The 23,663-nt window shown below is 59.4% G+C and carries 22 protein-coding genes; 13 read left to right on the top strand and 9 right to left on the bottom strand.

Translation table 11 applies throughout. The features are described from left to right. Positions 1–45: 45 nt before the first annotated feature. Positions 46–888: a sulfurtransferase gene (locus ACFFT4_RS21470; protein WP_378050871.1), complete on the bottom strand. Its 843-nt coding sequence runs from the start codon at positions 886–888 to the stop codon at positions 46–48. A 33-nt stretch (positions 889–921) separates the two neighbouring features. Further along, a complete protein-coding gene (locus ACFFT4_RS21475; RefSeq protein WP_378050872.1) occupies positions 922–2,127 on the bottom strand; it encodes an MFS transporter in 1,206 nt (401 codons plus the stop codon). Between the two features lie 117 nt (positions 2,128–2,244). Between ACFFT4_RS21475 and ACFFT4_RS21480 the strand changes: the two genes are divergently transcribed. Then, positions 2,245–2,736, top strand: coding sequence for a GNAT family N-acetyltransferase (locus tag ACFFT4_RS21480; RefSeq protein WP_378050873.1), 492 nt, complete (start codon positions 2,245–2,247; stop codon positions 2,734–2,736). Positions 2,737–2,848: 112 nt separating this feature from the next. Next, positions 2,849–3,052, top strand: a complete 204-nt coding sequence (locus tag ACFFT4_RS21485) for a DUF378 domain-containing protein (RefSeq protein WP_378050874.1) — start codon at positions 2,849–2,851, stop codon at positions 3,050–3,052. Between the two features lie 70 nt (positions 3,053–3,122). On the opposite strand, the gene ACFFT4_RS21490 is transcribed toward ACFFT4_RS21485, so the two are convergent. Continuing rightward, positions 3,123–3,413, bottom strand: coding sequence for a 4a-hydroxytetrahydrobiopterin dehydratase (locus ACFFT4_RS21490; protein ID WP_378050875.1), 291 nt, complete (start codon positions 3,411–3,413; stop codon positions 3,123–3,125). Between the two features lie 209 nt (positions 3,414–3,622). On the opposite strand from ACFFT4_RS21490, the gene motA reads away from it, so the two are divergent. Further along, positions 3,623–4,429, top strand: a complete 807-nt coding sequence (gene motA, locus ACFFT4_RS21495) for a flagellar motor stator protein MotA (protein ID WP_378050876.1) — start codon at positions 3,623–3,625, stop codon at positions 4,427–4,429. Next, positions 4,410–5,243, top strand: a complete 834-nt coding sequence (locus ACFFT4_RS21500) for a flagellar motor protein MotB (protein WP_378050877.1) — start codon at positions 4,410–4,412, stop codon at positions 5,241–5,243. The genes motA and ACFFT4_RS21500 overlap by 20 nt, the downstream gene beginning before the upstream one ends. 107 nt (positions 5,244–5,350) lie before the next feature. Here the strand turns inward: ACFFT4_RS21500 and ACFFT4_RS21505 are convergent, their stop codons facing one another. Next, a complete protein-coding gene (locus ACFFT4_RS21505; protein WP_378050878.1) occupies positions 5,351–6,193 on the bottom strand; it encodes a hypothetical protein in 843 nt (280 codons plus the stop codon). A gap of 233 nt (positions 6,194–6,426) precedes the next feature. Here ACFFT4_RS21505 and tadA point away from each other — a divergent pair, with 233 nt between their 5' ends. Beyond that, the gene (gene tadA / locus ACFFT4_RS21510; RefSeq protein WP_378050879.1) at positions 6,427–6,888 is read left to right on the top strand and encodes a tRNA adenosine(34) deaminase TadA; all 462 of its coding nucleotides are present in this window, start codon (positions 6,427–6,429) and stop codon (positions 6,886–6,888) included. Here the strand turns inward: tadA and ACFFT4_RS21515 are convergent. Then, on the bottom strand, positions 6,820–7,098 hold the full coding sequence (locus ACFFT4_RS21515; RefSeq protein WP_378050880.1) for a Spo0E family sporulation regulatory protein-aspartic acid phosphatase: 279 nt from the start codon (positions 7,096–7,098) through the stop codon (positions 6,820–6,822). The genes tadA and ACFFT4_RS21515 overlap by 69 nt on opposite strands. Before the next feature lie 221 nt (positions 7,099–7,319). Here ACFFT4_RS21515 and ACFFT4_RS21520 point away from each other — a divergent pair, with 221 nt between their 5' ends. The 4 genes from ACFFT4_RS21520 (at position 7,320) to ACFFT4_RS21535 (ending at position 12,650) form a co-directional block, all read left to right on the top strand. Next, complete coding sequence (locus ACFFT4_RS21520) at positions 7,320–8,009, top strand: response regulator transcription factor (RefSeq protein ID WP_378050881.1); 690 nt, start codon at positions 7,320–7,322, stop codon at positions 8,007–8,009. Next, positions 7,997–9,307: a sensor histidine kinase gene (locus ACFFT4_RS21525; protein WP_378050882.1), complete on the top strand. Its 1,311-nt coding sequence runs from the start codon at positions 7,997–7,999 to the stop codon at positions 9,305–9,307. Before ACFFT4_RS21520 ends, ACFFT4_RS21525 begins: the two co-directional genes overlap by 13 nt. Before the next feature lie 101 nt (positions 9,308–9,408). Further along, positions 9,409–10,101, top strand: a complete 693-nt coding sequence (locus ACFFT4_RS21530; RefSeq protein ID WP_378050883.1) for an ABC transporter ATP-binding protein — start codon at positions 9,409–9,411, stop codon at positions 10,099–10,101. After that, entirely contained in the window at positions 10,098–12,650 is a 2,553-nt protein-coding gene (locus ACFFT4_RS21535) for an ABC transporter permease (protein WP_378050884.1), read from the top strand. The genes ACFFT4_RS21530 and ACFFT4_RS21535 overlap by 4 nt, the downstream gene beginning before the upstream one ends. Before the next feature lie 125 nt (positions 12,651–12,775). Here ACFFT4_RS21535 and ACFFT4_RS21540 read toward each other — a convergent pair whose 3' ends face one another. From ACFFT4_RS21540 to ACFFT4_RS21550, 3 genes are all read right to left on the bottom strand, one after another. Beyond that, complete coding sequence (locus tag ACFFT4_RS21540) at positions 12,776–13,786, bottom strand: LacI family DNA-binding transcriptional regulator (protein WP_378050885.1); 1,011 nt, start codon at positions 13,784–13,786, stop codon at positions 12,776–12,778. A 161-nt stretch (positions 13,787–13,947) separates the two neighbouring features. After that, positions 13,948–15,717, bottom strand: a complete 1,770-nt coding sequence (locus ACFFT4_RS21545) for a class I mannose-6-phosphate isomerase (protein WP_378050886.1) — start codon at positions 15,715–15,717, stop codon at positions 13,948–13,950. Between the two features lie 150 nt (positions 15,718–15,867). After that, complete coding sequence (locus ACFFT4_RS21550) at positions 15,868–16,635, bottom strand: DeoR/GlpR family DNA-binding transcription regulator (RefSeq protein ID WP_378050887.1); 768 nt, start codon at positions 16,633–16,635, stop codon at positions 15,868–15,870. Between the two features lie 241 nt (positions 16,636–16,876). Between ACFFT4_RS21550 and ACFFT4_RS21555 the strand changes: the two genes are divergently transcribed. The 3 genes from ACFFT4_RS21555 to ACFFT4_RS21565 all read left to right on the top strand — a co-directional run bounded on the left by ACFFT4_RS21555 (position 16,877) and on the right by ACFFT4_RS21565 (position 21,067). Beyond that, positions 16,877–18,061 (top strand): M20 metallopeptidase family protein, encoded by a 1,185-nt coding sequence (locus tag ACFFT4_RS21555; RefSeq protein WP_378050915.1) that lies wholly within the window; start codon positions 16,877–16,879, stop codon positions 18,059–18,061. Positions 18,062–18,234: 173 nt separating this feature from the next. Continuing rightward, positions 18,235–18,444 (top strand): hypothetical protein, encoded by a 210-nt coding sequence (locus ACFFT4_RS21560; protein WP_378050888.1) that lies wholly within the window; start codon positions 18,235–18,237, stop codon positions 18,442–18,444. A 241-nt stretch (positions 18,445–18,685) separates the two neighbouring features. After that, a complete protein-coding gene (locus tag ACFFT4_RS21565) occupies positions 18,686–21,067 on the top strand; it encodes a helix-turn-helix domain-containing protein (RefSeq protein WP_378050889.1) in 2,382 nt (793 codons plus the stop codon). 60 nt (positions 21,068–21,127) lie between these two features. Here the strand turns inward: ACFFT4_RS21565 and ACFFT4_RS21570 are convergent, their stop codons facing one another. Then, a complete protein-coding gene (locus ACFFT4_RS21570; protein ID WP_378050890.1) occupies positions 21,128–23,275 on the bottom strand; it encodes a glycoside hydrolase family 65 in 2,148 nt (715 codons plus the stop codon). Between ACFFT4_RS21570 and ACFFT4_RS21575 the strand changes: the two genes are divergently transcribed. Further along, positions 23,274–23,630, top strand: coding sequence for a hypothetical protein (locus ACFFT4_RS21575; protein WP_378050891.1), 357 nt, complete (start codon positions 23,274–23,276; stop codon positions 23,628–23,630). The genes ACFFT4_RS21570 and ACFFT4_RS21575 overlap by 2 nt on opposite strands. Positions 23,631–23,663: the final 33 nt, after the last annotated feature.

The following is a 23,663-nucleotide window of genomic DNA, read 5'->3' on the forward strand; positions in this document are numbered from 1 at the left end:
CCTGTCACAGCCCCATACTCCGCGTCCCACGCGGTCTTCCCGCTCTTACTCTTCCCCCGTCGCAATCGGATTCTCCTCATACGTAATCCAGTCGCTCCAGCTCCCCGCATAAAGCTTCACCTTCCCGAAGCCCGCCTCCTGCAGGGCGAGCACGTTCGGGGTGGCGGTGACGCCGGAGCCGCAGTAGACGACAATCTCGTCGTCCGGGGACAAGCCCGCGCCGGCGAAGCGCTCAAGCTGCTCGTCGGCGTTCTTCCAGCTGCCGTCCCCGCGACGGCCTTCCGCCCAGAACAGATTTTTGGCGCCGGGGATATGACCGGCCACCGGATCGAGCGGCTCGACTTCGCCGCGATAGCGAGGAGCTTCGCGGGAGTCGATCAGGACGTAATGCCCCGTTTCCAGCGATTCGCGAACCTCCTCGACCTCGACCAGCATGTTGTGCTGAACCGTCGCCAGGAATTGCGCGGGTACAGTCACCTGCTGCTCCACGGACACCGGGCATCCGGCCGCCTTCCAGGCCGAGAAGCCGCCGTCCATCACGAATACGTTCTCGTGACCCAAGTATTTCAGCAGCCACCACAGGCGAGAAGCCATTGCCCCGCCCTGATCGTCGTAAGCGACGACGCGAGTATCGTTGCCGATGCCCGCCTTTCCGAACGCAGCGGCCAGCTCGGCCGCGTCCGGAAGCGGATGACGGCCCCCGTGCTCGCCGATCGGCCCGGACAGATCCTTCTCCAAGTCCATGTAGATCGCGCCCGGAATATGCGACTCCTCGTACGCCGATCTCCCGGCTTCCGGCTGCCCCAGCTGGAAACGGCAATCGACCACGACCAAATCCGGCTCGAACAATCGCGCCAATACCCATCTTACGGAAACGATATTTTTCATCCTAACGACCGCCTTTCGTTCCTTATTCGATTCCTACAACTTGCCCACCGCGACCGCAGCAGCGGAACGAGCCCGTCCCAACGCTTTCGCGGACAGCAGCGCCCATACGATTATCGCGAGCATGAGAACGGCAAAACCCGCGAACAGCCAGCGAGTCGCTTCCTCTCCGTTCTCGTCCAGGAACCAGCCCGTCAGCTTCGGCATCAGCGCGCCGCCGATTCCCCCGAACGCCATCAGCAGGCTTGTCGTCCGTTCGGTCATCCCCGGTACGGCGCGGTTGGCGAAGACGAGCGCAATCGCGAACATCCCCGACATTGCCAATCCCGCAAGGAACGTCAAGGCGAAGGTGCTCCATGTGCCGCCTACCCCGCCCAGCAGCGTGAAGATCAGAGCCGCGGCGACGCAGGTCACCAGCATGTAGACGCCCCCGCCCCAACGGTCCGCCGCTTGCCCTGACACCATTCTCCCGATCGTCATCGCCCCCCAGAACAAGCTAAGCGACAAAGAAGCCGTCGACTCCGAAAGCCCGTTCTGGTTAACGAGTAGGGACGGAAGATAATGCACAAAGCTCATCTCCAAGCCGACATAGACGGCGAAGAACGCGGAGCAGGCGGCCAGCACGACCAATGCCAGCCCCCGGTGGGGCATGCGCCGCAGTCCGGCTTCCGAATGGACCGTATGTTCAACCGGACGATCCAGAATCGTCGGCCAGAAGATCAGCCAGGCCACCAGCGTAACCGCGGCCAATCCTCCGACAAGCCCGAACGCCGAATCCCAGTACCCGCCCGAGATAAGAGCCGCGCCCGCGAACGGCATAAGCAGCGCGCCTACGCCGAAGAAAATCTCAACCCGGCTCATCGCCACGTTCGCGTTGCCCAGGGCCGACCCGATAATGAATGAACCTACGACCGCTTCCGTCGTTCCGAAGCCGAATCCGGCGAACGGCGCCGTCGTCAGCATGACGCTCCACTTCGGATGCAACGTGTATATGAACTCGGCCGCGGCCATGATCCCAAGCGCGCCCAACAGTAAAGGCTTCTTGCCGATTTTCCCCATCAGCCAGGGGGCAAGCGCGATTCCGATCAAGCCGCCCAGAAATTGATTCATGACCAGTTGTCCGCCGTCGCCGTATTTGATGCCGTACGACGCGACCATCGGTTCCATGACCGTGCCTACAACCAACTGTCCGATTCCCACTACCAAGTAGGCGATACACCCCAAGAGGACCAGTCTACCCACGATACGCTATCTCCTTTTTCTCCATTCAACTCCCCTATCATACCACGTTCCTCGTCATCTATAATAGAACGTAGAATCGTCGCGAAATCCAATGCGAATTCGGAAAGGAGAGAAATAATGAGCGTCAATGCAGTACCCTCGCTCAGGCTGGAGCCGATGACCGAGCAGGATGGACGGGCGATATGCGACTGGCGTTACCCGGAGCCCTACCATCTGTTCAGATGGCCCGCCTGGGAGGACATGGTCAAGCAAGAGAAGGAGTTTGGAGATCCCCTGATTCGCGACCGCCAATATTTGGCCGCCCGGAAGGACGGGCAGCTGGTCGGGTACGTGCAGCTGTTCCCGATGGAACGGACGGTCCGGATCGGGATGGGCTTGCGCCCCGACTGCTGCGACCGCGGCTGGGGAACCCATCTGACCCGGCTGGTCGTCCAGGAGGCTTCCCGGAGGCAGCCCTCCGCCGAGATCGACCTCGAAGTGGAGAAATGGAATCGCAGGGCGATCCGCACCTATGAGAAAGCGGGATTCGTCGTCGCCGATCAATACGACCGGAGAGCCGTGCACGGCATCGTCAGCGTATATTGCATGGTGCATCGGGGGATGGCATAACCGCCAAGCTCCCTTCATAAAACTATAGAGTACAACCAAGAATGAGTTTGCTCCTGTCATGCAGTTTCACCAGAAAAGGGCGTTAAACCCCCATTAAGGAGGCTGTAACTGAATGAAGGCGCTAAACGTCATTAGCCTGATCCTTGTGATCCTGGGAGGGTTGAACTGGCTGTCGGTCGGCTTGTTCGAATACGACGTCGTCAGCGAGCTCTTCGGAGGCGCGGATGAGGTCGGTTCGAAGATCGTGTACATCATCGTCGGCATTGCGGCGCTGTACGCGATCGCCCTCTTCCCGAAGGTCGCCAAAGACGACTAGATGGGAGCAAACCGGGCTGCGGAATTCTCCTTCGGCTTGCCGCCGGAGGAGACCGCAGTCCCTTTGTTTTTTAAAGGCGGTCGTAAGCTTGCGCCGATTCGACGTCCAGCGAGGTCAATCCCCCCGAATGCCACGTCGTCAGCCGCAGCGTGACCCGTTTGTAATCGATGCCGATCAACGGGTGATGGTTCATCTCCTCCGCGACGACCGCAACCTTGTCTACGAACGCGATCGCCTCCATGAAGGTCGGGAATACCCGGCTGCGGACGAGCCATTTGCCCTCCTCTTCGAGCCTCCACCCTTCCAATGCCGGCCATGCGTCCTCCAACTCTTTTTCCGTTAACAACGGATATTTCGCCATCTTCGGCCTCCTTCCCAGTCTCCCTTTCTTCCCTCTCGTTCGCCTCGAATTCGGCTTGCTTTCAGGCTTGTCCCTGCGACGAATTTGCGAAAAAGGGGGCTTATCTCTAAAGCTTTCGACCTGATCTGTCGATAAACCTATTATCGTGTCGGTTGCAAATGCATTTTCCTGTCGCGTACATAACATTCTTCCATATGCCGGGGTGTACGATGAAAAACTCAACGATTATTGGTTTGGTTCTAGGTCTGGTAGCTCTTATTTTCGGAATGTACCTGAAAGGCGCTCCGATCGTAAGCTTGGTCAACAATCCGGCTGCATACGTCATCATTCTCGTCGGGACCGCGGCTTCCGTCTTCATGGCTTTCCCGATGTCCGAGCTCTCCAAGGTGCCGAAATTGTTCAAGCTGGTATTCTCCGAGCCGAAGCTCCTGCCCCGTCAGGATCTGATCGGCATGTTCATGGAATGGGCGACGATTACGCGCCGCGAAGGCTTGCTTGCTCTGGAAGCCCGCGTAGACGAGATCGAGGACCCTTTCCTGAAAAACGGCATGCGCATGATCATCGACGGCAACGAGCAAGACTTCGTCCGGGACGTTCTGCTGGAAGATATTTCGGCCACGGAAGAACGCCATCGCGGCGGCGCCCAGATTTTCTCCCAGGCGGGCATGTACGCTCCGACCCTCGGGGTATTAGGCGCCGTTATCGGACTTGTCGCCGCTCTCGGAAACCTGGAGGAGATGTCCAAGCTGGCCCACGCCGTAGCCGCCGCGTTCATCGCGACGCTGCTCGGTATTTTTACGGGTTACGTGCTCTGGCACCCGATCGCCAATAAATTGAAGCGGCTTTCCAAGCGCGAGATCGACTTGAAGCTGATGATGGTCGAAGGACTGCTCTCGATTCAATCCGGCGTATCCACGATCGCCATTCAGCAGAAGCTTCTGGTGTTCCTGACTCCTACGGAGCGTCTGGCGTTCGCCGAGAAGGAGGAAGAAGAGCGTGAGCAAAAAACGGCATGAGCCTCACGAGGAACACGCGGACGAATCCTGGCTCCTTCCCTATTCCGACCTGATGACCTTGCTGTTGGCGCTGTTCATCGTCCTGTATGCGGCCAGCTCGGCCAATACGTCGAAGTTCGAAGAATTGAGCAAAGCCTTCAAGTCCGCTCTGAACTCCGGAATCGGGATTCTGGACGCCGGAGGCGTTACCGAAGACAACCAGTTGAAGCGGCGTACCGACGATACCCAGGACCGCCTCGACAACGGGCGGAAGAGCAAAACCCGCGAAGCCTTGAAGCAGGAAGAACAGCAGAATCTGGAGAAGCTGAAGCAGGACCTGGACAAGTACATCCAGAAGAACGGATTGTCCACGCAGCTGGAGACGCAGCTTAACCAGTCGCAGCTCCTGATCACGATCCGGGATAACGCGTTGTTCGCTTCCGGCAGCGCCACCGTCAAGACCGAGTCGCAGAAGCTGGCCGTCGCCATCGGCAACATGCTGCAGCAGTATCCGGATTACGAGATTCTGGTTACCGGACATACCGACAATCAGCCGATCAATACGTACGAATTCCCGTCCAACTGGGAGCTCAGCTCCAAACGTGCCATCAACTTTATGAAAATATTGCTCCAGAACGAAGCCTTCGATCCGAAGCGGTTCAGCGCGATCGGCTACGGGGAATTCCGTCCCCTGGAGAGCAACGATACCGAAGCCGGCAGAGCCGTGAATCGCAGAGTCGAAGTCTCCATTCTGCGCAATTACGTTGAACCGGCCGAAGGCGGCCAGGAGCTCGCGCTGAACGCGATAGCGGGCGAAGGCCATGCCGCGAATTGACTTTTCGGAACGCCCGGAGCTTCTCTCCGCGGCGTTCTTCTTCTTTTCAAGCGGATATTCGTCTGCTTCGTATACGGATACGAATACTTCGAGCTCCCACCCGGTATTTACCCGACTCCGGCCGAATCCGTCTTCTGCTTCCGGATGGCTTGCTCTCTCATTTCTTCTTTCTCGAGGGACATCTCCTTCTCCTCCATTGTATCGGCAATGGCCCGATCTTCCCATTGTCGGAGCAGGACGGCCAGCTCTTCCCACGTCACCTTGCGTTCCGGGTGCGGCGCCGGATCGGGCAGGAGACGGCGGTTGTGAAGCCATTTCATCTGGTCGCTGAAGAAGGAGGACCAGTCTACCAGGCCGGGCTTCCGCGCAGCCGCCCGGACAGAGGGCTCCTGCTCCTGACGATAGACGGGCAGCTTGGCCGGGACGCCGATCCCGTTCCACTCCAGTACGCCGCGCCACATCGCCACAATGTACTGTCCGTAACGAGAGTTGCCGTAATGCGACCATTTGCCGTTCAGGTCCTCCCAGCAAGGCGCTTTGCCTCTCCAGCCGGCGCGTTCGATATGAACGATCGGCCTGTCGTCCGACAGCTTCGTCTCGGCCGGCCACGGCTGCGCCGCCGCGAAGGCGTACAGCATCTGGATGCGCGAGGCAATCGCGGCTTCCTCCTCCCACTGCGCCCGCACCTGCGGCGCCCAGTCCGGACCGGAAAGCTCGGCGGTCCACCATCTCGTATCGTACGCCGCCTGACAATAAGCCACGTCCCCGCGAACGCCGTATTGTCGTCCAAGCCGAATATAGCTCTCCGCCACGTCCGGCGCCTGCGGATTTCTTCTCCTCGCATACGCGAGCAAACGATCCGCGGAACAGGTCGGCTCCCCGAGCACGGTCAGCTTGCCCGTCGGTTCAAACTCGGGATGTCTTCGAAAGACCGAATCCACCGTTTCCATCCGAGATGCCCTCCTCGATTTCCCGGACAGATTGTCCGAGTTGTTCCCTCATCTATATTCGGGAGAACCGCGAATTTGAACTTATTTGCCAACCTGATACAATTATATTCAGTTATTCACACCGTTATAAACATAATCTGTGTATAAGTCTGTGGGTAACTAGGGGTTTATCCACAGACTTGTGCACAGCATGTTAACATCGAATACACGTTCGTGGAGTAAGGGGAATGGACATGAGTACGGTTGAGGATGAAATTTGGATGAAGGAAGCGATCCGGCAAGCCCGGTATGCCGAGTCGTTGGGAGAGGTTCCGATCGGCGCCGTGGTTGTTCGCGACGGGGTCGTCGTAGGCGCGGGCTATAACTTAAGGGAGCGCGACCGCGACCCGACCGCGCATGCGGAGATGATCGCCATTCGACAGGCCAGCGAGCATCTCCAAGCTTGGCGGCTGCTGGGGTGCACGTTGTACGTCACCCTTGAGCCGTGCCCGATGTGTGCGGGAGCGATTCTGCAATCCCGCGTGGAGCGCGTCGTATACGGAGCCTCCGATCCGAAAGCCGGCTGCGCGGGCACCTTAATGGATCTGCTGCAGGATTCCCGCTTTAATCACGCTTCTCCCTGGACGTCAGGAGTGCTTCAAGAGGAATGTTCGGCTTTGCTCACCGATTTCTTCCGGAGGCTGCGCAGCCGGTAGCAAGGAAACCGTGCAGGCGTTATTCCGCTTCCGCACGTCCGCCTCCTGCTTGCGCAGACGTTGAAGCTGAACAATCAAGCGATCGGCCTCCTCGCTGACCGCTACGATCTCCGGATCGGTCAGATTGCCGAGGTCGTTCGCCATTTCGCACAATCGGCTCTGCAGCAGTTGGAGGCGCCTTATTAATTCGGTAGTCTCCAATGTCGTCATCTGGCCGCACCTTTCCGCAATCGTTATCGTCGTTGAAATTTGTCATACTTCGTCGCTAACGTTAGGATAATCGAACTATTCTTATTATAGGACAAAAATATCCATTTTTTTGTAGAATGCTGTCGAGCTCAAACGCTCATTTCCACTTAAATTTTCGACAAACCTGGGACTATCAAGCTAGGACCGAAGAATTGCAATTCACGGAAAGGGGCGCTTAAACCTTGAGCCTCCGCATCTTGCTCGTCGAAGACGACGACTCCTTGCATCGCGGCATCGAATTTACCTTGCGCCAGGAGGGCTTCGAGGTCCTCGGCGCGCGCAGCTTGAACGAAGCGAGAACCGCCTTCGCCCTGCACGGCGCCGAGATTCATCTGCTCCTTCTCGACGTCCAGCTTCCCGACGGCAACGGCTTCGACTTCTGCGAGGAAGTCCGCAGGGAACGCGACCTCCCGCTTATTTTCCTGACGGCGAGCGATCAGGAATTCGACATTGTCCGCGGGCTGGACCTGGGCGGCGACGATTACATCACGAAGCCGTTCCGGCTGCGCGAATTCCTCTCGCGTATCCAGGCCGTGCTTCGCCGCAGAGGTCCTGCCGAACGGAAGGAGGATATTGTCGCTTCCGGACCACTGGCGCTCCACGTCGGCGAAATGCGTCTGGAGAAGCTCGGACGGGATATTCCGTTAAGCCTGACGGAATTCCGCCTGCTGCTGCTGTTCATGACGCATCCCCGCGCGGTGCTGTCCAAGGATCAAATTCTTCGCCACGCGTGGCCAGACGGCGCCGAGGTGCTGGATGACAATACGGTGGCGGTCAACATTCGCAGGCTGCGGGAGAAGATCGAAGAAGATCCCCAGAACCCACAATGCATTGTGACCGTCCGAGGAGCCGGATATCGATGGAACGTCTAGACAACGACAAAGCCGAATGGGCCAGGCAGTGGCGCAACCCTCCGAATCGGAGGCTTGCTTTGATATTGTCCGCGCTCCTCCTGCTGTTCCTTGGTTCCTCCCTGCTCTACAGCCATCATTCCGCCGAGAAGCTGAAGAAGGAATGGCTGGACCGCGAAGCCGCTCTGCTCGGCAGCCTGGCGGAGGAGCGCCCGGAATGGGCGGAGGAATGGTTCGCGCTGCTGGCGGCCTCCGAAGAAGCTTCCCCGAGCCTGACGGCGCAGGGTCGACGGCTGCTCGAACGCTACGGCATGAGCGCGGAGACCGACGCCCGCTGGCTTCCCGCAATCGGCGATTATCGCAGCCGAACGACTCGGACCCTGCTGATCGGCGGCGGTCTCTTCTTCGCGCTGGCCGCAGTGCTGCTCTACCGCGAGAACGTGCGCCAATCCCGCGTCCTTCGCAAGCTGGCGGTCGCCATGGAAGACGCGGTGAAACGCAACGAACCGATCTCCTATCGTCTTTACGAGGAAGGAGATATCGGCTTGTTGGCCAGCGGAGCCCAAGAGCTCTCCCAGCGGCTGAAGGAGACGATCGACCAGCTTCGCCGGGAGAAGCTGTTCCTGAAAGAAACCGTGGCGGACATTTCCCATCAATTGAAAACGCCTCTGGCCTCGCTGATGATCTACACCGATCTGCTTCAGGAGACCCAACTCGACGAGCTTCATGCCGCCGAGTTTATCGGCAGGTGCCGCCGCGAGCTCGATCGCATGGAGTGGTTGACTCAGACCTTGCTCAAGCTGGCCCGGCTGGAAGCCGACGCGCTGGAGCTGAACGTGAAGACGGCCCCGCTAATCGATACCGTGAAGCAATCGATCCATTCCGTGCAGAGGCTCGCGGAAGATAAGAGCATTCGCATCCTCGTCGGAGACTCCGACCTTTCGCTCTCAATCCCTCATGACGCCCATTGGCTGGGGGAGGCGCTGTCCAATCTGCTTAAGAATGCGATCGAGCACGGGCCGCCCGGTAGCGACATCGTCGTCGAGTGGGAGCAGACGCTGACGTTCACCCATCTTCAAGTCAAGGATCAGGGGCCGGGAATCGACCCGCTCCACCTTCCCCATATTTTCAAGAAATTTTACCGGACGTCCGGCGAAGGCAGCGGAGTCGGCCTGGGACTGCCTCTCGCCCGCCTGATTCTGGAGAAGCACGGAGGCGTCTTGTCCGCGACCTCCGGCGCAGCGGGGGGCACCATTTTCCACGCGACGCTGCCGCTTCACCCTTTTCCGTCGAAGACGGCGAATCTTACGAAACTGTAAGCGGGCTCCCCTTCAGCCTGTAAGACGGCGTCGCTATACTGGATTCACAGTCGGGAAGCCGGCCAGGCTTCGCGCGAATCCAACACCGGAGGAGCAGAAACATGAACGTCATCAGCGTAGACGGTTTAAGCAAGAGCTACGGCAAAGGAACGATGCAGGTCGACGCGCTTCAACAGGTTTCCTTCCAGATCAATCAGGGGGAATTCGTGGCCGTGGTGGGCGCGAGCGGCTCGGGCAAGAGCACCCTGCTGCACCTGCTCGGCGGCTTGGACAAGCCCAGCGGCGGTTACGTGCACATCGACGGGGAAGATCTCTATTCTTTAAAAGAGAAGGAGCGGGCGGTGTTCCGGCGGCGCAAAATCGGGTTTATTTTTCAATCGTACAATCTGATTCCCGTGCTGAACGTGGAGGAAAATATTCGGCTCCCGCTTCTTCTCGATCACCGGCAGCCCGACAGAGCGTACATTGACGATCTGATCCACACGCTCGGCCTTCACGAGAGACGGAAGCATCTGCCCTCCGAGCTGTCCGGCGGCCAGCAGCAGAGGGTCGCCATCGGGAGAGCGCTCGCTTACCGGCCCGCGATCATCCTTGCGGACGAGCCTACCGGCAATCTGGACACCGCGAACGGCCGGGAAGTGATCGAGCTGCTGAAGCTGGCGGTGCGGCAGTATCATCAGACCGTCGTTATCATCACCCACGACATGAACATCGCCTCCGAAGCCGATCGGGTGCTTCATCTTCAAGACGGCAAGCTCCTGAGCGACACGCAAGGTCGCGGGAGGGACGCATGAGAAGCTACGGCGCGATGGCGGGAAAATATTTAAGACAGCAGCGCAAGCGGACGATTCTGACGATCGTCGGCATCGTCTTGTCCGCGGCCTTGATCAGCGCGCTCGGGACGATGGGACAGACGCTTAAAGACAACTCGATCCGGAACGTGAAATACGAAGAAGGCGCTTTTCATTTCGCCTACAGCGAGCCGACCTCCGAGCTTTACGCCTCCTTGCGGAAGCATGTGCTCGTAGACCAATTAGGGTATTACCGCCATGGGGAGAGCAGTCCGCTGGAGGATTCGGTTGCCGTCACGGTCGAAGAAGCGGATAGCGAAGCCCTGCAGCTGCTGCCTATCCATCTGAATAAAGGGCGGCTTCCGGCGTCGCCCGACGAGCTTGCGGTAGAGCAATGGATCCTGGAACGACTCCCGGGAAATCCCGGTCTGGACGGCTCGGCGCAATTGACCGATCCGAACGGAAACCAGCGGAATTACCGCATCGTGGGGATTCTCAACAACAAGAAAAACAGTCAGGTTAACGGCAATTCCAGTGCGTTTACGTTGGCGGATTCCGCGAGCCGGACGATCGACGAGAGGGCGATGCTCCTTCTGACGTTCAAGTCCGGAGTGGATATCAGCGCGCAGATCGACGACTTTACCGGACTGAATTCCAGTCTGTTCACGAATAACACCCTGCTCGCCTATCTCGGAGAATCGGAAGACGACAGTCTGAACACGGCGCTCGCCGTCATTTTCGGCATCTTGATCGGTCTTGTCGTACTGTCGACCGTCGCCGTAATCTATAACGCCTTCCATATCGCCGTTCTGGAACGCGTCCGCCAGTTCGGCCTGCTCCGCACGCTGGGCGCCACGCCGGCGCAAATCCGCAGCCTGGTCCTGCGCGAAGCGACCGTTCTCTCCACGATCGGCGTTCCCGCCGGCCTGCTGATCGGAGGGTTCGGACTTTGGTTGGCGTTATGGCTGATGATGCAGGCCGGATTGAAAATTCTGATGATGGAGACGTTCGAGCTGACGTTCCATTGGTGGATTTTCGCAGGCAGCCTCGCGATCGGCTACATCGCCGTCTATCTGGCCGCTTGGCTCCCGGCGCGCAAGGCATCCGGCGTCTCGCCGGTCGACGCGGCCAAAGGCGCGGGAGGGATCGTTCGGGAAACGTATCGCAAGCTGCGGATTCCTTCGCTCCTGAATCTGGCCGGAATCGAAGGCCGCATGGCGTCAAACAACATTCGGCGCAATCGGACGAAATTTCGGATTACTACCTTCTCGATCGTGATCAGCATCCTGTTGTTTATCGTGTTCCACTATTTTACGCAGCAGGCCTTGACCCTAACGACAACGACGAACGAGGACGATAGAATCGCCTTCCGGTTGACCAGGACCGCGCTCCCGGACAAGAGCGGAAACGTTCCTGCGCCCGGCGAACGGATTCCCGATGCGCTGATGGAAGAGATCGCCGCATTGCCCGGAGTCGAAGCCGTCTACGGCGTCTACGACAGAATGAGCCTGTTCTCTCTCGTGCCGGAGCCGAAGTTGGGCGGCGGCATCCGAACGATCACAGAAACGGATTACGAGAAAACGAATGTCGGAGGCGAAGAAAACAGCCGAATTCCGACCCGGGTGCTGGTTTACGACGAGGCAAGGCTGAAGCAGGCTTCCAAATACTTGCGTTCGGGGACGACGGATCCGGCACGGCTGGCGGAAGGCGACAACGTGCTGCTCCTCCAGACGATCAAGCCCTTCACGAACAATGGCAAAAAAGCGATTATGGACTTGACCCGCTACCGGGTCGGAGATCGAATCGCCGTCTGGGCCAACGCCGGTTCGGCCGAAGAGGACCCGGACATCCGGGAGGTGACGGTAGCGGGCATACTGACGGAATCGCCGTTCGATGCGTCCTACTCCAGCAGCATGTTAACGATTATCGGGACGCGATCGACATTCGCCGAGCTGCTGGAAGGGGCGGCCGGGGAATATCCTCCCTCCGATTACGACGCCGAGCGGCGCGGCTTGGAGGTTGCGCTTCGAGACGGAGCGGACGCGGAGCCGATTCGCGCGAAGCTGCGGGAAATTGCGCGCTCGCATCCCGGCAGCCAACTGATCGATTATGCCGAAGCCCAGAAGCAGACGCGCAACTTCAACTTGCAAATGCGAATCTTCGTCTACGGCTTCCTGGCTGTCATCGGCGTCATCGGCAGTCTCAACATTATCAACACCGTACAGACGAATCTGCTGCTTCGCCGCCGGGAGATCGGTCTGCTGCAGGCCGTCGGCATGACGATGGGGCAGATTCGCAAGATGGCGACCGCGGAAGGCGTCTGGTTCGGCGTCATCGGCAGCTTCTGGGGCATCCTGCTCGGAGCCGGATTGTGCTACCTGCTTTATGGGCAGCTGAGCGGCAGCGTTCAAGACTTCCCGTTCGAATTCCCTTGGAGAGCGTCGTTGATCGCTTGCGGGGCCGCCCTGCTTGTCGGCGTAATCTCGGTTCAAGGACCGCTCAGAAGAATGGAGAAGGCGAACCTGCTCGAGGAATTGCGCGAGGAAGCTTAGTCGCGACTATTCTGCCTTCGGCGTTCTTGCGAATAGGATCCTTACGTTGCCGCCCTAACAAAAAGGCGATCCCCCGACCGCTCTCCGCACATGGAGACGCTGGGGGATCGCCTTATTCGCCTAATCTAATCGGCTTTGGCCGGACCGCACGAATCGCGCACGACCAGCTCCGTCTGTACGATCGCCGCGGGAGGGTCAAGCGTCTCGTCGGTAATGAGCGCGTCCAGTTGCTCGATCACCTTCCGGCCGATCGCGATCATATCCTGGCGCACCGTCGTCAGCGCCGGCCTCACGTATCCGGCCAGCTCGATATCGTCGAATCCGAGCACCGAGAAGTCCTCCGGCACGGACATCCCCGCCTCCCGGATCGCTTCGATCGCCCCGATCGCGCTCATGTCCGAGCAGCAGACGACAGCCGTCGGCGGCTCCGGCAGGGCCAGCAAGCGCTGCATCGCCGCATATCCCGCCTCCTGGGTGAAATCCCCTTCCGCCGTGTACTCCTGACGATAGGGAATGCCGGCTTGCTCCAATCCCGCCCGGAACCCTGCGAACCGATGGATATCCACGTAGGAATCCTTGTTGCCGCTTATGTACGCCAATCTGCGATGCCGCAGCTTGGCCAAGTAAGCGACAGCCCGCTCCGTCGCTTCCCGGTTGTCCGAGCTGATGAATCCGGCGCGCCCTTCCCGAATGTCCAGATCGATGAACATGGCGGGAATGTCGGATTCGATCAGCTCTCCGAAATCCGTAACCTCATGCTGGAAGCCGAAGACGACAACCCCTTCGACATTGCGGCTCTGACAATGCCGAACAAAGCTGTACTCCTTGCCCCAGGACATCTGGGCCAGATAGATCAGATCGTAGCCTTTCGCCTGCAGAGCTTGCTCCATTCCCACCAGAATCCGGGCGAAGAACGGGTGGGCCAATCCCGTCGTCAGGAAAATCCCGATCGTCATCGAACGGCGGCCGACCAGGGACCTGGCCGCCTGGTTCGGCCGGAACTGCAGCTCCTTCACGTATTTCAACACTTTCTCTTTCGTCTGCTCGTTAACCGTCGTATAGCCGTTCAATACTTTGGACACGGTCGCCACCGACACGCCGGCCGCTTTCGCCACATCCCGTATGTTGGTCGCCATTCTCCGTCCCCCCGCTTTATCCGCCGCTCTCTTCCCTTGATGTTACCACAAGGGTTGCCGATGTTTCCACAGGCAGCAGAGAACCTCCCGGATCGCATGCGCGAGCGTATCCTGCGAACCGGCCGGCCTAGGGGGAGCGGCTGCAGCCGGCGATGTCCGGATCAAGGCCGAACGTAAGCTTTGATCGTGGCAATCTTCTTGCCTTCGCTCGGGCCGCTGGGACGGATCGTATAGCTGGCAATAGAAGCCGGGATGATGAAGGTTTCCGCAAACCGGACGACGAAGGGCTCGAAATCTCCGTTCGGGCTTTCCACGACCGCCTCTTCGCCTTCGATGAGATTCAGCATATGAACGCTTCCGTTCGACTCGTGCAGGACCGGTTCGGAAAACCAGTGGCGCCGGGTTTCAATGAACTGAAATTCGTGCATCCCCGTTCTTTCCTCGCTCCAGCCCGCACCCTCTCCGACTTGATCGACCCGGTTGATAAGCTGCTCTTCGACCCACGACGTCGTACGGTCCCACTGTAAAACCTTCTCGCCATGCTCGAGATGAACGGGACGAGGCTTGCCGTCCAGGCCGATCTGGCCCCAGTCCCACAGCTTAAAGGTGAAAATGTAAGGCGTCGCGCTGATCTCCAGCACCATGCAATCCGCCGCCGAACAGTGAATCGTTCCCGCCGGAATGAGGAAGTGGTCGTGCTTGTTGGCCGGATAGGTATTCACGTATCGTTCGGCCGGGAACGACAGCTCTCCGGCCTGCGCGCGCCGCAAGTCCCGCATCATCTCCTCGGGGTTGACGTCCTCCTTCAAGCCAAGGTACACAAGCGCTCCCGGCTTGGAGTCGAGAATATAGTAGCTCTCATCCTGCGTATAGGGCATTCCGAACGTCTGGCGGATATAGTCCGTCGTCGGGTGAACCTGCAGGCTCAGGTTGCCGCCCCCGATCGTATCCAGGAAGTCGAACCGGATCGGGAACTCCGCTCCGAAGCGGGCGTACACCCGGTCTCCGAGAAGCTCGCGAGGCTGGAAAAACACCAGATTGAGGGACGGCAGCTCCACGCGAACCGGGCCGTATTGGAAATACAGGCTGTTCTCCTCGGGGACGCCGTCGAAGCCCCATGCGTACGGCTTCTCTTTCGGCGGCAGATCGATATGCTCCTCCAGCCATGTGCCTCCCCATACGCCGGGGTCAAAATAGGGAACCAGACGGAACGGCTGGGAAGCCGTCTGCCGAAGCCCGGCCGTCAACGCCTCCCGGGTGACCATCTTCGGATCGTCTTTCACATTCGTGTCCAGGTAATAATCGATTCGGGAGAAAAGCTTGCGTTTCAGACGGTCCGCCATTCGCCATTCGAAGAAGAAGCCGGCTTTATATTTGCGAAGCGTGTCCTCCTCCCGGTTGTCCATACGCCAATTGCCGAACTCCTTGGACCGATAGCGCTGCTGAATTTCCCAGCGGGCAATGTCGGCGTAGACGAGAATATCTCCCTCCGCGACCAAGGAAGCGCCGAAGCCGATCACGACCACGAGTCCGTCCGTAACCGAGCTTACTTCGCCTCTTAGCTCCTCCAGCCGATCCTGCGGATAAAACTCATCGATCGTATACGGCGACAGATGGCCGAATACCCGATCGTCCGTCAAATAACGCTGAACTCGCGCTTTGATTTGTTCCCCGGTCATCGCCGCCTCATCGGAACGGACGATCTTCGCGGGGTTCAGCCGCGAGCGGATCGCCTGCACAATCTCCTCCTGGCGCACGGTCGGATAACATTCGATTACGAGAACCGCAGCGCGATGCGACAAGCCGTCGATCCGAGCTTGAAGCTCTTTCGCAATCGAGTCGTAGCCCTGCCACGCATAGGAGTCCATATGTTTGACTTGTACGGCCGGCGCCAAGTTATAATTTTTCTTTTTTGCGTTCTCTGTTAACATTTGTGTGGTTTCCTCCTTATAATCAAATCCATCCGATCACATTGTAACACATATTATCATTTTATAACATCGTTATTCAAATAAAAACGCCTTCGTCGTCTTTAGGACGGTGAACGCGTTCTTATCGGAGATAATTCAGACAAGACCCCTCTATACGAGATGCAGAGGAATGCCGCGGCGATTGAAATACTCTGCGAGGTCAGCCGGGATGCCGCTATCCGTAATCACCGCGGACACCTCCGGCGCCATGACGGTCGTCGTGAACGATCTGGCCCCGAATTTGGACGAGTCCAGCACCATGACGGTTTGCCGGGCGGAACGAATCATCGCCTGCTTCACCCGGGTATCCAGCAAATTCGGGTCCGTAAAGCCGGTCTCCGGCGTGAACCCCAATCCGGACAGGAACACGGTGTCGGCATGGAATTGATCGAAGAACGATTCCGCGACGGGACCGACGAACGTCCCGGACTGCTCCCGAAGCGTTCCTCCGCAGCACAGCACGACATGCCGTCCGGCTTCCTCCCTTAGCGAGTTCAGCGTGCTTAATCCGTTCGTCAGCACGGTTAACTGGGAGAACCCCCCCAGATACGAAGCCATTCGGGAGACAGTTGTCCCCCCTTCGAGAACAAGCACGTCCCCGTCTTTCACGAAATGCTCTACGGCATAAGAAGCCAACCGTTCCTTGACGTCCCGATTCCGGTTTTCTTTATCGAGCGCCTTCGGTTCCTTCACATAATCCGGAGCGAGCACAGCCCCGCCGTGCGACAGAATCACGCTGCCGCCGGCTTCCAGCTGCTTCAGGTCCCGGCGAATCGTCATCTCCGACACGTTCAAGATCCCGCTAAGCTGCTTAATCGTACAGCCGCCTTCATTGGACAAATATTCGATAATCGCGGATTTGCGTTGAATGGGAAGCAAGTCATGCACCTCGACTTTCAATTTCAATCATAATATAACATGTTATTTCATGCGTATGAAAGCAAAAAAGAGGAAATAAGAGCAAAATGGATCACATTGCTCTTCCCCATTATAGCAAATCGTTCCAATTGCCGGCTTCTTCCGCCTGACGCTTGCCCGCCCTTGTTTTGATCGCTTATACTTAACTTTATAACTCGGATTAGTAGGCTATAAAAGGAGACGATCACCTGTGACAGAACATCTGATTGGCCAATGGCATCGGGAAATCGAGGACAGGCTCGGCAGCCGGATTGTGAGCTGGCGCAGATATTTGCACCAGCGGCCCGAGCTGTCCTTCGAGGAAAAGCACACCCCCGCCTTTATCGCCGCGGAGCTGGAGAAGCTCGGGCTTGAGGTGCGGACGGGAGTCGGCGGAGGCGGCGTAGTTGGCGTGCTGCGCGGCGCCGGTCCGGGCCCGACGATTGCGCTCCGGGCCGACTTCGACGCGCTTCCGATCCAGGACGAGAAGGACGTCGAGTACGCCTCCACCGTTCCCGGAGTCATGCATGCCTGCGGACACGACGGCCATACCTCCTCGCTGCTTGGCGTCGCCACCCTGCTCAGCGAGCAGCGGGAGAAGCTGCGCGGCTCGATCGTCTTCCTGTTCCAGCATGCGGAGGAGAAGCCGCCGGGAGGCGCCCAAGCCATGATTGCCGACGGCTGCCTGGACGGGGTCGATGCCGTGTTCGGCATCCACTTGGCCACCGAGCTGCCCGTCGGCCAGATCGGACTGTGCGACGGCACCTTCATGGCGAACGTGGACGCCTTTACGATCCATGTCGAGGGCAAAGGCGGGCACGCCGCGCGTCCGCACGAATCCGTCGATTCCATCGTGATCGCCTGCGAGCTCGTCGGACAGCTGCAGCAGATCGTCAGCCGCAGAGTCGGTCCGATGCATCCGGCCGTCGTCAGCGTCGGCAAAATCCAGGGCGGCACCGCCTTTAACGTCATCGCCGGCAGAACGATGCTCGAAGGCACCGTCCGCACCTTCGATCCCCAAGTCAGAGCGCTGATCGAGCAAGAGGTGCGGATCATTGCCGAAGGCGTCGCCCGCTCCTCCCACGCGTCCATCCGCGTCGATTATATGAACGGTTATCCGTCTCTCGTCAATCATAGCAAGGAAACCGCCATCGTTCGCGAAGCTGTCGCCGGCACCCTGCCGGATGCCGCGATCGTCGACCTGGAGAAGCGCATGGGAGCCGAGGATTTCGCATATTATCTGCAGCACAAGCCGGGCTCCTTCCTGTACGTCGGCGCAAGAGGAGAAGACGAGCGGACGCATTATCCGCATCACCATCCCCGCTTCGACATCGACGAGCGCGCTCTTCTGCAGTCGGCCAAGGTGTTCTTGAGCATCGTCGGGCGTTATTTGACGGAACCTTCGTAAAGAAGAGCCTATTATGAAGAGGCTGTCCTCCAAGCAGTTGGCTTGCGGACAGCCTCTTTTTGGCGATTCGAGAAAAAGCGACGAAAGAAACCCTGCCGATGGACCCTTGCCATTGCCTGCTCCATTCGTTAAAATAAGAACAAATGTTCCTGTCATGGAGTTGATTCCTTCTGGTGAATTCATCGGTTATCGAGAAGTGCGTCGGACAAAAGGTCGATTTGATTTACGTAGACACAAGCGGCAAGTTCACGATGCGCCGGGTCGATCTGTTCTCGATCCGCAACGGCAAGGCGCGCGTGTACGACGTCCGGAAGCGCGGCTTCCGCACGCTGGTCGTCGACCGGATCTTGGCGGTCCAGGCTTGCTCTCCCGTCGGAAACTAAGAGAACCGCGCCTCCGATCGATAGATGCAACCTGACAATCGGAGGCGCGGTTCATGCGCGGTTTTTCATCCTTGCAGACGGACCAAACCATGAACAAAAAGCGATTGACAGGCAAATGGAAAATATCCTATATTTAAATGCGAACGTTCGCATAAACCGGACGCTCGCTGCCTGGGAAGCTGGCCGTCGAAGACCGGCTGGGCGTACCCCTATGCTAAAGCGCTTTCAGGAGGACGTGCGTATGAGCCTGTTCGAAGGATTGAGAAAGTCTGCCCGGCATGCGCGGAGCAGCACGTTCGCCAAGCTGCTGCTGTCCTTCATGCTGATTAATTTGCTGAACGTGCTGTTCGCCTTCGGCTTTTACTATTGGCGGGCCGAACGCGTCATGAAGGACGAGATCGACGCGCTTTCACGCAAGCTGCTGGCCCAGACCCAGAACATCTCCAATTACCTCTACACCTCCACCGTCAAGGGCGGCTACGGGCTGTATTACGACGACAGCATTTTTCCGGCCATGTTTTCGGGAGACGAGCTCGACGTCTATGACCAGAACAAATTGACGACGCGAATGAACCGTTTCATCCAGATGAACCCGATCGTCCATTCCATCTACTTATACAACCTACAATTGGATACCGTCATTTCCTCGCGCTATCCCAACTCGGACCTCGAACGTTTTCCCGACCGGGAAATGACCGATATCGTAAGAAATTTCAGCTACAGCTCGCCCCGCATTCCGTATCTTCTGCGGGACGCGATGCCCGGCTTGCCCCAAGGCGTTCCCGCCCTCTCGTTGATCGTGACCGAGCCGTCCTCGGTCAGCGGGCATGTGCTCGGAGCGATGATCATCAATCTGGACGGCGGCCAGCTCCGAAGCCTCGTCTCCGAGATGGCCGACGACCCGTGGAACCGGCTCGTCATCCTGCAGCAGGACGGCCGTTTCGTGACGGCCGCGGACGAAGCGTCCTTCGCCGATGAGACGTCGCGGTTCCGCTATCGCGGCCGAATCGAAGCTTCCGGCGAAGCCGCCTCGGGCAGCTTCATCGAGAAGGTCGAAGGAGAACAATATGTATTCACCTGGCAGAGAACGAATCTGGAGAGCACCGGATTCGTTTTCGTCAGCATTTATCCTTATACGACGATGTTCAAAAGCCTGATCGACATCCGCAACCTGACGCTGATCGGAGGCGCCTGCCTGATTGCGGCCAGCTTTGCCGCGTCGGTGCTGCTCTCCCGCAAAATCTATTTTCCGATCCGCTCTCTGACCCTGCTGGCGGTCAAGCAGTTGAAGGGCATGGGCCACGCGGCCCCGGACGGAGACATCGGCACGGTCTCGCGGGTGCTGGAGGTCATGGTGGAAAAAAACGAAACGCTGGAAAGCTTCTCCCGCCGTACCCGGAAGCTGCTGCGAGACCAACTGCTCCGCAGTCTGCTGCTCGGTCACGATGCGACCCGGTCCTCCCGGCAGATTCCGGTCAAGGATCACGATCTGCCGTTCGGCGAATCGGATCGGATACAGGTCGTCCTGCTGCGGATCGATCGTTATCGGCAGTTCGAGGCAACGTACGACGGGGAACATCGCTATCTATTGAGATACGCCATGGCCAACATCGCGGAGGAGACATTGTCCGGGCGCTGCCGGGCGGTCTGCGTCGACATCGGCGAAGATCACATTGCCGCGATTCTCGGGCTCGCTCCCGGCGGCGAGGCGAACCTCGCGATAGCGCTGGAGACGGTTCAGCGCCATATTCAGCAATATTTGAAGCTTAGCGTCACGATCGGCATCGGCGAGCCTGCGGCATCGTTGGCGGAAGCGGCCTTTTCCTACGAAGGGGCGCTGTCGGCCACCCACTACCGGATTTTCCGCGGTCCCGGGGCCGCGATCGCCTTCGGCGACCTGCCGGCACTGCACGCCGAGGAGTATCCGCATGACAAGGAGAAGGCCGTGCTCGACGAGCTTAGACTGTGCCGTCCCCGCAAGGTGGCGGAGGCGATCGACGGACTGCTGGCGCATTTGCAAGACTGCTTCTACAAAGATGTCTACGCGATAATAGCGCAATCGGCGGCAAACATCATGAAGAGCGCCCGCACGCTCCCTAACCAAGGACGGCCGCCGGCTCCGCTGCGTTACGACGCAGCTTACGCCCGGCTTGCGGGCATGGAGTCCGCGGCCGAAATACGAGATTGGCTGCTTGGCCTGTTCTCCGGCGCGCTGAGCGACAAGGCCGAGGCGAAAAGAAGCAAAAACGCCGCAACCGTGGACAAGGGACTCAAAATGATCGAAGAGCATTACCGCCGCGTCGACTTCTCGGTGTCGGACGTCTCCGAGCGGCTCCAATACTCCGTCAGCCATCTGAACAAGCTGTTTACGGAAGCAACGGGCTTCACCGTTCACGAGCTGGTCAACCGCAGTCGGCTGAATAAAGCCGAAGAGCTCGTCCGCAGCTCCGACATGCTCGTTCACGACATCGCCGAAGCCGCGGGCTTTAGCTCCAGTAACTATTTTTACTACGTGTTCAAGAAGGAATTCGGCACGACCCCGATCGCCTATCGCAAGCTGCAAAGCGAATCCGCACCGGGCCGCGCCGAAGGCCCCGAATCCCGAGCCGAACGGATTCCATAATATTTTCGGCAGGGCGGCGCGATGCAATTGCTGTCGCGCTGCCTGACAGCCCAATCTCCCTTATAGCATCCTGAGGAAACCTTCGCTGCGCACGTTCCACGATCCGTCTTGCGGGAAGCCGGGCGCATGCGCGTCCGGACCGTTGTCCCATCCTCCGGCCATCATCGCCACCGCGGTCAGCAATCCGCCGTTGCCCGGCAAATAGACCGACAGATCGGGCCGCTGATAATTGTGACCGTTGGGCAAATACGTATTTTTCCCGCGCTCCATCAGCAGCGCGTCGACCGCCAGATTGCCTTCCCCCAGCCGGGCCGCGGTCATCGCGGTCAGCGGATAGTCCCAGCCCCATGTATGGTCCCAGGTCCATCTGCGCATCACTTCGTGCAGCGTGCGCCGCATCGTTTCCGGGTCGGCCTGGCCTCCCGGCAGCATGCCGAGCGGAGCCAGCATCGTCGGGTGATCGATCAGATCCGCGCCGGTCTCGTCCCGGAACGTGTCCGGAGCGGTTTCGGCCGCGGCGTACAGCCCGTCGGTCGTCGGCAGCTCCGCCAGGGCGGCGGCGACTTGGGTCCATTTGTCGACGGGCGGCAGTCCGAGCCGCTCCCTCCACGCCAAGGCGACCGTCAGCCCGAACGCCCAGTAGCTCAGCTCGAACGTCGGGTTGACGGTCGAACCGTGATCGTAAATTTCCTGCGCCGGGGCGACCGGCGGTCCCAGCACGTAACGCCGTCCCCGTTCGTCCCATTCGGCGAACGAAGCCATGAAATCGGCCGTCGCGAACACCAGCTCGCCGTAACGCTCCAGCGCCGACCGGCCGCCGCTCCGATAGGCCAGCTCGGCATAATAGATCGGATGCGGCTGCTGCCAGATGAGGAACGGCTCGATGTAACAGGGGCCGTTGACACCGTCTGGGCCGACGCACTTGGGCCAGCGGGCGCCCTCGTACCCTTGCGCCGCGGCCAAAGCCCGCGCTTGGGGCATAATGTCCATATACCAGACCAGACTGTTCTCCAGCAGCTCCGTCCGCCCCCACAGCGCGAAGTGGACCGCATGCCACCAATGCATCTCCAGATGAAACTTGCCGTACCAGCTGTTGTGCGTCAGCCCCGATTCCTGGGGCGGCAGCTTGCCCGAAGACTGGACGGCGGTCAAATATTGCGACAGCACGACGCGCCGCTCCAGCTCGAACGCCCGGGGGTCGGCGCTTCCGGCCAGCTCCAACGCCGCGCCCCCGCGCCAGAACGCTTCCCAATACCGGGCGCTGGCCGCTTCGGTCTCCGCATAGCCGGGCAGCGCGCCTCCGGCCCCGGAGGAAGCCGTCCGGAAAACGAACTCGAAATGTTCTCCGCCATCTTCGCTGTCAGGATCCGCGCCCCCCTCCCGGCCGCCGGCCCCGCCATTCTCCCAATCGCCCGATTCAGGCGTAAGCAGGAACAAGTGGGGATCGTCGGAGGAGCCGCGGGCGAATGCGCCGCCGGAGAAGGCCACTGCCATCTCGTATGCCGTGCTGTCGAGCGTTCTCCGCAGCAGCGCGGCGCGAGGCGAGATATCGGCCAATTCCGTCGTGTGCGCTTCCGGCCGCTGCCATTCCGGCGGGGCGGAGAAGGAGCCGCTGCCGTACGGGAAACGGAATGCGATCTGCAGCGCTCCGGCGCCGATCAGTTCGGAACGAATCCGCACCGCGATCAAGTCCGATTCGGGATGGCAGCAGGTGCGCACGGTCGTTCGTCGTCCGCCCACGCTGAACCGGCTGACGATCACGCCGGTCCACAGGTCGAGCGTCTGGCGGATGTCGGTCAGATGCGCGGCCGCGGCTTCCCCGCCGTCCGGCAGCCGCAAGCGGAAGCCGACTCGGCCCAGATGCAGCCGATGCGGATTCGCCTGCAGCCAATCGTACTCCGCAGTGCGCTCCGCTCCGCGCGGCGCGTACGGAAACCCGACGCTGCGTCCGTTAAACGTGCGGAAGTGCGTCGGCTTAAACGTCTCCATCCGATAGCCTTCCGGGTTCGGAAAAGTATGCCAGCCCCAGTTGGACAAATGGCCGAGCGGTACGCCGCCGTTCTCGTACAGTGCGGGAAAGGTTTGCAGCCCCGTCGCGTCGACGGTAAACGCGTAGTCGCCGTTGCCGACCGTCAGGGAGGCGCCCGGGTCGAAACGGTCGACGACGGGATTATGACGGCGCACGAGCGCTAAACGATCGATTGGCATGCCGGATATCGCTCCTCATTGTGAATTTGCAGGCCCGCTGGAAGAGAAGCGTCGGCCAAATCGCCGCCGCCCGCTTCGTTTCCGGCAGGCCTGTCGCCTGTATATTACCGCCCGCGGCGCGGGATGGAAAGCGCAGGCGGACAACTACGCGGCAAATGCGTATTTTCGGCAGACGCATATCGGTTCGGGCGCTGCGGCGGCGGCTCAATCTAAAGCCGTGCACAAGCCGAAAGCGTTTGCACATCGTCGAAAAAAGGCTGCTGCACATTTTCGGGAACTTCACCTTGCCAGTTTCGTAAGCGTTTTCTTATACTCAATCGTGTCACGGCCGATGACGCAGCAACAGACGCAATAACAGACGGAGCCTTGAAGAGGTTCGGAGATTCGA

Source organism: Cohnella cellulosilytica (assembly GCF_042431195.1).
In the GTDB taxonomy this organism is placed as follows: domain Bacteria; phylum Bacillota; class Bacilli; order Paenibacillales; family Paenibacillaceae; genus Cohnella; species Cohnella cellulosilytica.